3 protein-coding genes are annotated in these 13,581 nt (G+C 70.1%); all 3 read left to right on the top strand.

Annotated features, from left to right (window positions below):
* Positions 1 to 348: 348 nt before the first annotated feature.
* Genes lat through AC07EG_RS09400 form a run of 3 tightly spaced genes read left to right on the top strand, consistent with a single transcriptional unit; the run spans position 349 to position 13,577 of the window.
* The gene (gene lat / locus AC07EG_RS09410; RefSeq protein ID WP_478252541.1) at positions 349 to 1,686 is read left to right on the top strand and encodes an L-lysine 6-transaminase; all 1,338 of its coding nucleotides are present in this window, start codon (positions 349 to 351) and stop codon (positions 1,684 to 1,686) included.
* A 48-nt stretch (positions 1,687 to 1,734) separates the two neighbouring features.
* The gene (locus tag AC07EG_RS09405) at positions 1,735 to 12,597 is read left to right on the top strand and encodes an amino acid adenylation domain-containing protein (protein WP_478252540.1); all 10,863 of its coding nucleotides are present in this window, start codon (positions 1,735 to 1,737) and stop codon (positions 12,595 to 12,597) included.
* Positions 12,594 to 13,577 (top strand): 2OG-Fe(II) oxygenase family protein, encoded by a 984-nt coding sequence (locus AC07EG_RS09400; RefSeq protein ID WP_478252539.1) that lies wholly within the window; start codon positions 12,594 to 12,596, stop codon positions 13,575 to 13,577. Before AC07EG_RS09405 ends, AC07EG_RS09400 begins: the two co-directional genes overlap by 4 nt.
* The last annotated feature ends 4 nt before the right edge of the window (positions 13,578 to 13,581 follow it).

Genomic DNA, 13,581 nt, shown 5'->3' with positions numbered 1-13,581 from the left:
GCTACCAGCCGCCGGCGCGCCTTGGCAAAGAAAAACCACCCGACCGGCCCCGCGACTCGGCCGCGCCGTCCGCCGCGACGAGCAAAAACCCTTGTGTACAGCCGATTCGCGCGCTCCATCGCATGGTGATCATGGTTGTGACGCCCCGTCGCCGGATGTCACCCCAATGGCGGTTCACGGTCCGGCTCGCGCTGTTAGCCTCGGATCATGTGACGAGCTGACCGTCATGCGTTGGTGTGCGCCGATCATTTTCCGGCGGTTCACCCGGCAGCAATCAAGCAATTGCCGAAGCGGGTTTCACCGACCCCGGACGGCCCTTCCACCACAAGCAGACGCTGGGGGACAGTCATGGATCTCGAGATGCCGCCCGCGCGCGTGCCGGTCCGAGCCGGGGAAGTGCGCCAGGCGCTCGCCAGGCACGTGCTCGCCGACGGTTACGACCTGGTGCTCGACCTCGACGCGAGTTCGGGTTCCTGGCTGGTCGACGCCGTCACCGGGACCCGTTACCTCGACCTGTTCTCATTCTTCGCCTCCGCGCCGCTCGGCATCAACCCGTCCTGCATGGTGGACGACGCCGCGTTCACCGGCGAACTCGCCGCGGCGGCGGTCAACAAGCCGTCGAACCCCGACGTCTACACCCTGCCCTACGCCAGGTTCGTCACCACCTTCGCCCGCGTGCTCGGCGACCCGCTGCTGCCGCACCTGTTCTTCGTCGACGGCGGGGCGCTGGCGGTGGAGAACGCGCTCAAGGCCGCGTTCGACTGGAAGGCGCAGCGGCTCGGCCTCGGCGAGCACGAGGTCAACCGGCTGGCGGTGCTGCACCTCGAACGCGCCTTCCACGGCCGCAGCGGGTACACCATGTCGCTGACCAACACCGATCCGGCCAAGACCGCGCGCTTCCCCAAGTTCGACTGGCCGCGCATCCCCGCCCCCGCGCTCGAACACCCGCTGGCCGAGCACACCGAGGCGAACCGGCTGGCCGAGCGGCGGGCCCTCGCGGCGGCCGAGGCGGCGTTCGGAGCCGCGGACGGCAGGATCGCCTGCTTCCTCGCCGAACCCATCCAGGGCGAAGGCGGCGACAACCACTTCAGCGCCGAATTCCTCCAGTCGATGCAGGAACTCTGCCACCGCAACGACGCGTTGTTCGTGCTCGACGAGGTGCAGAGCGGCGGCGGCATCACCGGCACCCCCTGGGCCTACCAGCAGCTCGGGCTGCGCCCGGACCTGGTGGCCTTCGGCAAGAAGACGCAGGTGTGCGGGGTGATGGGCGGCGGCCGGATCGGCGAGGTCCCGGCCAACGTGTTCGCGGTGTCCTCCCGGATCAGCTCGACCTGGGGCGGGAACCTGGCCGACATGGTGCGCGCCACCCGCGTGCTGGAGACGATCGAGCGCACGCGGCTGCTGGATTCGGTGGTGCAGCGCGGGAAGTACCTGCGTGACGGGCTGGAGGCGCTGGCCGAGCGCCACGCCGGGGTGACCAACGCCCGCGGCCGGGGGCTGATGTGCGCGGTCGACCTGCCGGACGCGGCCCGCCGCGACGAGGTGCTGGCGCGGATGTACCGCGAGCACCGGGTGCTGGCGCTGCCGTGCGGCACCCGCGGCCTGCGGTTCCGGCCGGCGCTGACCATCACCGAGAGCGAACTCGACCAGGGGCTCGAAGCGCTGGCGCGCAGCCTCGCCCGCTGACCCGATCGACCTCTCCCGCCTCCTCCCCGCCGTGAAGGAAGTCCCCCGATGACCTCTGCACGACACCTGAAGTCCGCCGCGGACTGGTGCGACCGCATCGGTGCGCTGAGCCAGCGCTGCGACCTGGAGATGCTGCTCACCGACCAGTGGCGGCACCGGGTCGCGGTCCGCGACGACGACCCGGCCGTGCGGGCCACCCGCGAGCAGGAACTGCTGATCACCGGTGGTGACTACACCGCGCTCAAGGCGGCCCTCGGCGACGGCGAGCACCTCGGCACCCACGCGCTGGCCACCCTGCACAGCGTGCTGCACGCCTACGGCCACGGCCACCAGACCGTGGTCGCCTACCTGGACGGGGGGCGCGTGCTCCCGGTGGTCGTCGACCACCTCGACCAGGCCGCGCTGACCTGCGCCGAAGCGGTCGAGCAGCTCGGCGGGGCGGTGCGGCGGCGCGAGTCCTACCTCGACCCGGCGGAGGTGCTGCAACGCGGCCTCTTCGACGCCCTGCTGCTGCGCACCGACCAGCGGCCCGCGCTCACCGACCTGCCGCCGTCGCCGCTGGTGGCGGTCGTGCGCGACGACGCGGCGGCCGGCTGCCTGCACTGGACGCTCGCCTACGCCGGGGAGTTCTTCGAGGACAAGATCATCGCCGGGGTGCTCGACGTGACCCGCGAGGTGCTCGGCCAGTTCGCCGGCCGCCCCGAGCAGCTCGTCGCCGACCTCGACCTGGTCTCGGCGGAGCAGGAACTCCAGCTGCACCAGTGGAACGGCACCGACGGCGAGTTCGACGAGGAGCACCGGCTCAACGAGTTGTTCGAGGCGGTGGCGGAGCGGGCGCCGGAGCGGGAAGCCGTGGTGTGCGGTGAGGTCCGGCTGAGCTACCGCGAGCTCAACGAGCGCGCCAACCAGTTCGCGCACCGGCTGCTCGGCGCGCCGGTCCGCGTCCGGCCGGGGGCGCTGGTCGGGCTGTACCTGGACAAGAGCGAACTGGGGGTGGTCGCCACCTTCGGCATCTGGAAGTCCGGTGCCGCCTACGTGCCGATCGACCCCGCCTACCCGGCCGACCGCATCCGCTTCATCGCCGGTGGCACCGGCCTGTCCGCCATCGTGACCAACCGGCGGCACGCTGCTCGCCTGCGTGAGGTCCTCGGCGCCGACGTGCACGTCATCGAGGTCGAAACGGTGCTGGCGGCGCCCCACGACGACTCGGCGCGGGAGAACCCCGGCCTGCCGCTCAGCAGCCACGACCGCGCGTACGTCACCTACACCTCGGGCACCACCGGTGTGCCCAAGGGCGTGCCGAAGTACCACCACAGCGTGGTCAACAGCATCACCGACCTCTCCGAGCGCTACGACATGCGGCGGCCGGGCACCGAGCGCGTGGCGCTGTTCGCCTCGTACGTGTTCGAGCCGCACCTGCGCCAGACCCTGATCGCGCTGCTCAACGAGCAGACGCTGGTGATCGTGCCCGACGACGTCCGGCTCGACCCCGACCGCTTCCCCGCCTACCTCGAGCGGTACGGCGTGACCTACCTCAACGCCACCGGCTCGGTGCTCCAGCACTTCGACCTGCGCCGGTGCCCGAGCCTGCGGAAGCTGCTGCTGGTCGGCGAGGAGCTGACCGCGGCCGGGCTGCGGCAGCTGCGCGAGAAGTTCACCGGGCACGTGGTCAACGAGTACGCCTTCACCGAGGCCGCCTTCGTCACCGCGATCAAGGAGTTCGCGCCGGGGGTCACCGAGCGCCGGGACCGCAGCATCGGCAGGCCGCTGCGCAACGTCAAGTGGTACGTGCTCAGCCAGGGCCTCAAGCAGCTGCCGATCGGCGCGATCGGCGAGCTGTACATCGGGGGCTGCGGGGTGGCACCCGGTTACCTCAACCGGGACGACCTGACCGCCGAGCGCTTCACCGCCAACCCGTTCCAGACCGAGGAGGAGCGGGCCCGGGGCCGCAACGGCAGGCTCTACCGGACCGGTGACCTCGCGCGGGTGCTGCTCAACGGCGAAGTCGAGTTCATGGGGCGCGGCGACTTCCAGCTCAAGCTGAACGGCGTGCGCGTCGAACCCGGTGAGATCGAGGCGCAGGCCACGGAGTTCCCCGGGGTGCGCAAGTGCGTGGTGGTGGCCAAGGAGACCGCCACCGGCGACCGGCACCTCGTCGGGTACTACCTGGTCGAAGACGGCGCCGAGGTGAGCGAAGCCGAGCTGATCGGCTTCCTCGAACAGCGGCTGATCCGGATCATGGTGCCGGCCAGGATGGTGCGGCTGACGAGCATCCCGGTCAACGTCAACGGCAAGGTCGACTGGCGGGCGCTGCCCGAGGTCAGCGTCGGCGACACCGAAGCGGATTCACCCACCGGCGACGGTGTCACCGGGCAGCTGCGGGAGATCTGGAGCGACGTGCTCGTGGTGCCGGCGTCCCGGATCGGCGCGCACGACGACTTCTTCCGGCTCGGCGGCCAGAGCATCTCCTGCATCCTGCTGATCGCCAGGGTCCGGCAGCGCCTCGGCCTGCCCCTCGCCGTCGAGGACGTCTTCGCGCTCCGCACGCTCAGCGCCCTGGCCACCCACCTGGAGCAGCAGGAGCACGGCGCCGAACCGGCGGTCGTGGCCGACGACGTGACCACCGGCGGCGACCCGGTCCGCATGGCGGCGAACGGGTTGCAGCAGGGCCTGCTCTACCACCACCTGAAGACCGCCGGTGGCGACGACGCGTACGTGGTGCAGTCGGTGTACCACTACCACGCGCCGATCCGCCCGGAGCTGATGAAGGACGCCTGGCAGCTGGCCAGGCAGAAGTACCCGGCGCTGCGGCTGCGGTTCGAATGGGCGGACGAGCCGGTCCAGGTCGTCGACAACGACGACAAGCCGGTCGACTGGCGCTTTGTCGACCTGAGCGCGTCGGCCGACGCGGAAGCGCAGATCCGCGAGTTGCAGGAACGCGACCGCACCGAGCCCTACGCACTGGCCGGCGGCCGCCTGTTCCGCGTCTACCTGATCAAGCAGCGCGAGGACCTGTACTCGCTGCTGTTCAGCTGCCACCACATCATCCTGGACGGCTGGAGCCTGCCGGTGCTGCACGACGAGGTGCACCGCGGTTACCTCGCGCTGCTCCGGGGCGCACCGGTGGAGTCCGAAGTGGACACCGCGTACGTGGCCGCGCAGCGGTACTGGGAGGAGCACCGCAACGACCACGCCGCCTACTGGGTCGAGCAGCTCGGCCGGATCGACGAGCGCGGGGACTTCGCCGGGCTGCTCAACGAAGCCAGCCGGTACCGGGTCTCGCTCGGCGACTACGACCACGTCCGGCAGCACCGCACGCGCAAGCTGCGCCTCGGCGCGGAGCTGACCGAAGCGCTCAAGGCGGCCTGCGCCGCCGACGAGGTGACCCTGCACTCGGTGCTGCAGTTCGCCTGGCACAAGGTGCTGCACGCGATCGGCGGCGGGAACACCACGGTGGTCGGCACCATCGTCTCCGGCCGCAACCTGCCGGTGGACGGCATCGAGCACTCGGCCGGGCTGTTCATCAACACGCTGCCGCTGGTCGTCGACCACGACACGCAGGCGGACCGCAGCGTGGCCGAGGCGGTCCGCGACATCCAGGCCGCGGTGAACACGATGAACAGCAAGAGCACCGTGGAACTGGGCAGGCTGCAGAGCGGGGAGCTCAAGCGGCGCCTGTTCGACACGCTGCTGGTGCTGGAGAACTACCCGCGGTTGCTGGACGAGGCCGAAGAGCGCGAGCACCAGGAGCTGCTGCGCTTCGAAATGGCCTACGACGCCGACAAGGTCGACTACCCGATCGCCGTGGTGGCGCGGGAAGAAGGCGAAGAACTGACCGTCACCCTCTGGTACGCGGGTGAACTGTTCGACGAGGAGACCATCGACACGCTGCTCGAGGTCACCCGGACGCTGTTCCAGCAGGTGGCAGGCGACCTTTCGCGGCCGGTGCGGGAACTGGACCTGGTCTCGCCGTCGATGCTGGCCCGGTTCGAGGCGTGGAACGAAACCGCCGAGGAATTCCCCGCGGAGAAAACGCTGCACGCGGTGTTCGAGGAAATGGCGGCCCGCTGGCCGGACGAAATCGCGGTGGTGTACCGGGAAACCCGGCTGACCTACCGCGAACTGAACGAACGGGCCAACCGGCTGGCCCACTACCTGCGCTCGGTGGCCGACCTGCGCCCGGACGACCTCATCGCGCTGGCGCTGGACAAGAGCGAGCTGATGATCACCGCGATCATCGCGGCCTGGAAGACCGGCGCCGCCTACGTGCCGATCGACACCGGCTACCCGGACGACCGCATCGCGTTCATGCTGGCGGACACCCGGGCCCGCCTGGTGGTGACCAACGAGGTCCACAGCGAACGGCTGCGTTCCCTGCCGGACGCGGAAACCCGGCACGTGCTGGAGATCGAGCTGCTGCACCTCGGCGACCAGCCCGCCACCAACCCGGTCACGCGGACCGCCGGCACCGACCTGGCCTACGCGATCTACACCTCCGGCACCACGGGCCAGCCGAAGGCGGTGCTGGTCGAACACCGCGGGGTGGTCAACCTCCAGGTGTCACTGGCGAAGTTGTTCGGCCTGGGCAAGGAGAACCGCGACGAAGCGCTGCTGTCGTTCTCCAACTACATCTTCGACCACTTCGTCGAGCAGATGACCGACGCGCTGCTCAACGGGCAGAAGCTGGTGGTGCTCGACGACAGCATGCGCACCGACCCGGAACGCCTGTGCCGGTACCTGAACGACGAGCAGGTCACCTACCTGTCCGGCACGCCGTCGGTGCTGTCGCTCTACGACTACTCGTCGGCGACCTCGCTGACCCGGATCGACGCCATCGGCGAGGACTTCACCGAGCCGGTGTTCCGCAAGATCCGCGACACCTTCCCCGGGCTGATCATCAACGGCTACGGCCCGACCGAGATCTCGATCACCAGCCACAAGCGGCCCTACCGGCCCGACGAGCACCGGGTGAACAAGAGCATCGGCTTCCCGGTCGCCAACACCAAGTGCTACGTGCTGAACGAGGCGATGAAGCAGGTGCCGGTCGGCGGCATCGGTGAGCTGTACATCGGCGGCATCGGCGTGACCCGCGGGTACCTCAACCGCGAGGAGCTGACCGCCGACCGGTTCCTGGACAACCCGTTCCAGTCACCGGAGGAGCGGGAGCGCGGCGAGAACGGCCGCATCTACAAAACCGGCGACCTGGTGCGCTGGCTGCCCAACGGCGAGGTGGAGTACCTGGGCCGCACCGACCTCCAGGTCAAGATCCGTGGTCAGCGCGTGGAGCTCGGCGAGGTGGAGGCGGCGCTGTCGTCCTACCCGGGGGTGGTGCGCTCGCTGGTGGTGGCCCGCGAGCACGCGGTGGGGCAGAAGTACCTGGTCGGGTTCTACGTCGGTGAGCAGGAGTTCGACGAGCAGGACCTGAAGTCGTGGATGCGCCGGAAGCTACCGGAATCCGTGGTGCCGGCGCGGGTGCTGCGGATCACCGACATCCCGGTCACGCCGAGCGGCAAGCTGGACGCCCGCCGCCTGCCGGAAACCGACTTCGGGGCCGGCGAGGGCGCCGAGTACGTCGCGCCGGTCAGCGAGTTCGAGCTGAAGCTGTGCGGCATCTGGTCGCAGGTGCTGGAAATCGCCCCGGACCGCATCGGCGTGCACGACGACTTCTTCGCGCTCGGCGGCGACAGCATCCGCGCGATGGCGCTGGCCCAGGCGATCACCACCGGCTTCGGCCAGGGGCTCGGGGTCGCGACCGTGCTGCAGCACACCACGCTGGCCGCGCAGGCCGCGCACCTCCAGGCCACCGCGGCCGAGCAGACGGCCTGGGCCCCGCCGCCCACCGCGGCCGAGCACCCGCCGGTCTCGCTGGCGCAGGAGCGGCTGCTGTTCATCGACGACTTCGAGGGCGGTACCGCGGCCTACAACATCCCGTTCGTGCTGCGGTTCCCCGCCGGTGCCGCGGACGCGCTGCCCGGTGCGCTGAACGTGCTCGTCCGCCGCCACGCCGCGTTGCGCACGCTGCTCCGGACCGACGACCACGGCGTGCGGCGGCAGTACCCGGTCCCGGACGCCCAGCTCGGCGTTCCGTTGACCACGGTGGACAGCCGAGCCGAGCTGGACGAGGTGCTGACCGAGCGCGCCGGGCACGTGTTCCGGCTGCACGAGGAACTGCCCATCCGGGCGGAGCTGGTCGAACTCGGCGACGAGGTGTACCTGAGCGTCGTGGTGCACCACACCTGCTTCGACGGCTGGTCGTGGGACGTCTTCCGCTGGGAACTGGCGGCCCTGCTGGCGGGGGCGGAGCTGCCCCCGGTCCGCGGCACCTACGGCGAGTTCGCCGGGTGGCAGCGGCAGTACCTGACCGGCAAGCGCCTGTCCGCGCTGACCGGCTTCTGGACCGGTGCCCTCGGCGGGTTCGAGACCGTCGGCCTGCCCGCCGACCACCCGCGCCCGCCGCGGTTCGACTACCGCGGCCGCGAGCTGGAGTTCGAGCTGGACGAGCGCACCACCGAGGCGCTGCGCGAACTGGCCAGGACGGCCAGGGTGAGCCTGTACAGCGTGCTGCTCGGTGCGTGGGCGGTGCTGCTCAGCCGGTACACCGGGCAGCACGACCTGGTGGTCGGCACGCCGTCGGCCAACCGCGGCCGTCCCGAGTTCGACCGGACCATCGGCTTCTTCGCGAACCTGCTGGCGCTGCGCGTCCGCATTGATCCGGCGGCGACCGTGCCCGCGTTCGTGCGCTCGGTCGGTGAGGTCGTGGTGGCCGCGCAGGTGCACGGCGAACTGCCGTTCGAGCAGCTGGTCAAGGAACTCGAGGTGGAGAAGGACCCGAGCCGCCACCCGATCCTGCAGCACAACTTCACCCTGCAGAACGTCTCCGACCACTCCAGCGCGCTGACCACGTACCAGCCGGACAGCGGCGGCTGGACCACCACGAAGTTCGACCTGTCGGCGACGCTCACCGAAACCGCCACCGGCCTGACGGGGAACCTGACCTACGCCGCCTCGCTGTTCGAAGACACCACCGCGAGCGGGTTCATCGCCACCTACCGGCACGTGCTGGCCGAGTTCGTCCGGCACGCCGCCGACGAGACCCCGATCGCGCAGCTCAGCGCGCTCGACGAGCCGGGGCAGGCGGCCCTGCTGAGCTCACCGGCCGAGCCAGCCACCCGGACCCGGACGCTGCACGCGGTGTTCGAGGAGGTGGCGGCGACCTGGCCGGACGAGATCGCCGTGGTCCACGGCGACGTGCGGCTGAGCTACCGCGAGCTGAACGAGCGGGCCAACCGGCTCGCGCACCACCTGCGTGCGGTCGCCGAGCCGCGGCCGGACGAGCTGGTCGGACTCGTGCTGGACAAGAGCGAGCTGACCGTCGTCGCGATCCTCGCGGTGTGGAAGGCCGGTGCGGCGTACCTGCCGATCGATCCCAGCTACCCCGACGACCGGATCGCGTTCATGCTGGCGGACACCGGGGCGGAACTGGTGCTCGCCGGGGCCGCGCACAGCTCGCGGCTGCCCGCCCTGACCGGGGCGAAGGTGCTCGACGTCGAGCGGCTCGACCTGAGCGGTGAATCCGCCGAGAACCCGGTCACCGAGACGACGAGCACCGAACTGGCCTACGCGATCTACACCTCCGGCACCACCGGCAGGCCCAAGGCGGTCCTCGTCTCACACGGTTCGGTCGACAGCTTCCGCGCGCAGCTGAGCGGGCGCTACTTCGGCTCACCGGGCGAAACCCGGGAAGCCGTGCTGTTCCTGGCGAACTACGTGTTCGACTTCTCCGTGGAGCAGCTGGCGCTGTCGGTGCTGGCCGGGCACAAGCTGGTCGTGCCGCCAGCCAACGACGAAGAGTTCTACGAGCTGGCCAACCGCGAAGGGCTGAGCTACGTCAGCGGCACCCCGACGCAGGTGCTGCGGTTCGACCTGTCGCGGCTGGCGCACCTGCGGACCGTGCTGGTCGCCGGTGAAGCCTTCCAGCCGCAGCACTTCGACAAGATCCGCGCCGAGTTCGACGGCCCGGTCCTCAACGCCTACGGCACCACCGAAACGACCGTCTACAACACCGTGCACCGCTTCGAACCCGGTGACCGGCACCGGAACACGCTCGGTACCCCGCTCGGCAACACCCGCCTGTACGTGCTCGGCGACGGGATGAAGCTGCTGCCCACGGGCGCGGTCGGGGAGCTGTACCTGGCGGGCGACTGCGTCACCGAGGGCTACCTGCACCGGCCCGAGCTGACCCGCGAGCGGTTCCTGCCCAATCCGTTCCCCGCCGAAGCCGGCCGGTTCCCGATGATCTACCGCACCGGTGACGTGGTGCGCCGCGGCCCGGACGGCGAGCTGCAGTACCTGGGCCGCAACGACGCCCAGGTGAAGATCAACGGGCTGCGGATCGAGCCGGGTGAGGTCGAGGCGGTGCTGGCGGCCTGCCCCGGCGTGCGCCAGTGCGCGGTGGTGGCCGGTGCCGATCCCCAGGCCCCCGAGCGCAAGCGGCTCGTCGGTTACTACCTGCCGGAGCCCGGTGCGGCCGTCGAGGAGGGTGACCTCCTCGCGGCGCTGCGGGCGCGGCTGATGCCGAGCATGGTGCCGTCGCTGCTGGTGCGGCTCGACCGCCCGCTGCCGATGACGATCACCGGCAAGCTGGACACCGACGCCCTGCCGAGCCCGGACTTCTCACCGAAGCGCGCGCCCTACGCGGCGCCCCGCGACCGCGTCGAAGCGCGGCTGTGCCACCTGTGGAGCGCGCAGCTGCCGGGCGGCTCGGTCGGCATCGACGACGACTTCTTCCGCTCCGGCGGGGACAGCATCAGTGCCCTGCACCTGGCCGGCCAGGTGCAGCGCGAGCTGGGGCGCAAGGTCGGCGTCAAGTCCATCTTCGACCACCCGACCGTGCGGTCGTTCGCCGAGAACGTGCGCTCCGGCCCGGCCGGCACCGGGGAGGCCGAGCCGGAGCAGGGCAGGCTGACCGGTGACTGCCCGCTGCTGCCCATCCAGGAGTGGTTCTTCGCCAAACCGCTGGCCGACCGGCACCGCTGGAACCACAACTTCGCCATCCGGACGCCGCTGCTGGACCTCGGGAAGCTGCGGGCCGCGCTGGACCGGCTGGTCGACCACCACGACGCCTTCCGGCTGCGGTTCCCCGAACCCGGCGTGCAGGTCTACGTCCCCGGCGCCCCGACGATCGAGTTGCACGAACTCGACGTGCGCGACCCGGACTTCCGGCAGCGGCTGATCGACTGGCAGAGCGGGTTCGACCTGGCCGGCGGCCCGACCGCCTGCGCCGCCTACCTGCACGGCTTCGACGACGGTTCGGCGCGCGTGTGGTTCGCCGTGCACCACCTCGTGGTCGACACGGTCAGCTGGCACATCCTCGCCCAGGACCTGGAGATCCTCTACAACGGCGGGGACCTGGGCGCGAAGACCGCCAGCTACCGGCAGTGGGCGCAGGCCGTGCGCGACTACCCCCCGGCCGACGGCGAACGCGAGTACTGGGCGGAAACCACCCGGGCCATGGAGTCCGCCGAACTGCTGGCACAAACCGGGAGCACCCGCCGCCGCGAGGAGTTCGCGCTCACCGCGGCCGACACGCGGACCCTGCTTTCGGACAGCCCGTGGGCGTACGACACCGAGGTCAACGACCTGCTGCTGACCGCGACCGGCTTGGCGCTGCGGTCGATCACCCGGCAGCCAGCCAACCACATCACCGTCGAGGGGCACGGCCGGGAACTGTTCGACGGCGCCCCGGACGTGCGGGACACCGTCGGCTGGTTCACCACCATGCACCCGTTCACCGTCGAAGTGGATCCCGGTGACCTGGGTGGCAGCATCCTCGCCACCCGGGCGAACCGGCGGCGGGTGCCGCACCACGGCATCGGCTACGGCGCCCTGTCCGGTGGCCGCGCGCCGCTGCCGCCGGTCAGCTTCAACTACCTCGGCAGGCTGGGCGGAACCGAGGGTTCCGGGGATTCCCGGGCGTGGCGGGTCGACCCGGAGTTGTCCGGCAGCCACACCGCGGACGGCAACCGCCAGGCGAACCGGTCCAGCATCGACGTGACGATGAGCTGCACCGGCGGCAGGCTGGTCGCGGTGGTGGACAGCCTGCTCGGCGAAGCCGCCACCCGGCTGTTCACCAGTGAGCTCAAGGTGTGGCTGGAACGGCTCGTCGCGCACACCGCCACCGTGGCCCGCAACGAACCGGCGCGGGAGGCCACCGAGCTGTTCGACCCGTACATCGTGGTCGACGAAGAAGCCGAACCGACGCTGTTCGTGCTGCCGCCCGGTGAAGGTGGTGCCGAGAGCTACCTGAGCAACCTCGCCCGGCGGCTGCCTGGCTACCGGCTGGTGCTGTTCAACAACGTCCACCTGCACACGCCGATGGGTTCGTTCGAGGAACTCGGCCGCTACTACGTCGAGCACATCCGGCGGTTGCAGCCGTCCGGCCCGTACCACCTCCTCGGCTGGAGCTTCGGCGGCGTGCTGTCGCTGGAGATCTCGCGGCAGCTGGCGCTGGCCGGGGAGCGGATCGACGACCTGCTGCTGATCGACCCGTACTTCGGGATGCGGCAGGCGTCGGCGAACATCGGGCTGCCCGGCGTCGAGGACATCCTCGACCCGATCAACTACCACTACCAGCCGGACCCCGGCGACCTCGACCGGCTGGCCGGGCAGCTCGGGAACCTGGTGCTGTTCAAGGCGGGCGAGCCGAACGACGTGGTGCACGGCCCGCACCAGCGCCGGTGCTTCGACCACTACCACGGGACGCGCTTCAACCACCTCGACCTGCTCCTGCCCGCCGAAGCGATCGAGGTGCGGGTGCTGGCCGGGGAGACGCACCACTCCTGGGTGCGGAACGAGGAACTGGTGAGTTCGATGTGCGAGCGGATTTCGGCGAGCCTGAGGAGAAATCGATGAAGATGCCATCAGCGGAAGTTCCGACGATCGACGTGTCGCCGTTGTTCGGGGAGGACACCGAGGAGAAGGTGCGCGTCGGCCAGGAGATCAACAAGGCCTGCCGCGGCTCGGGTTTCTTCTACGCGGCCAACCACGGCGTCGATGTGCAACTGCTCCAGGACGTGGTGAACGAGTTCCACCGCACCATGTCCGACGAGGAGAAGTACGACCTGGCGATCAACGCGTACAACCCGGGCAACCCGCACGTGCGCAACGGCTACTACATGGCCATCCCGGGCAAGAAGGCGGTGCAGTCCTTCTGCTACCTGAACCCGTCGTTCTCCGAGGACCACCCGGAGATCAAGGCCGGCACGCCGATGCACGAGGTGAACATCTGGCCGGACGAGGAGAAGCACCCGCGGTTCCGCCCGTTCTGCGAGCAGTACTACTGGACCATGCACCGCCTGTCCAAGGTGATGATGCGCGGCTTCGCCCTCGCGCTGGGCAAGGACGAGCTGTTCTTCGAACCGGAGCTGAAGGAGGAGGACACGCTCTCCTCGGTTTCGCTGATCCGGTACCCGTACCTGGAGGACTACCCGCCGGTGAAAACCGGCCCGGACGGCACGCTGCTCAGCTTCGAGGACCACTTCGACGTCTCGATGATCACCGTGCTGTACCAGACCCAGGTGCAGAACCTGCAGGTGGAGACCGTCGACGGCTGGCGGGACCTGCCCACCTCGGAGGACAACTTCCTGGTCAACGCCGGCACCTACCTGGCGCACCTGACCCACGACTACTTCCCGGCCCCGCTGCACCGGGTGAAGTTCGTCAACGCGGAACGCCTTTCGCTGCCGTTCTTCTTCCACGCCGGGCAGCACACCCTGATCGAGCCGTTCCACCCCGACGGCGAGCCGGACGCCGTCCGGCACCCGGCGGTCGAGTACGGCGACTACCTCAACCACGGTCTGCACTCGCTGATCGTGAAGAACGGGCAGACCTGAGGAG

This window comes from Amycolatopsis sp. NPDC045836 (assembly GCF_056431745.1).
The sequence above is the reverse complement of the archived record's forward strand: the minus strand, read 5'-3'. Positions and strand labels throughout refer to the sequence as shown.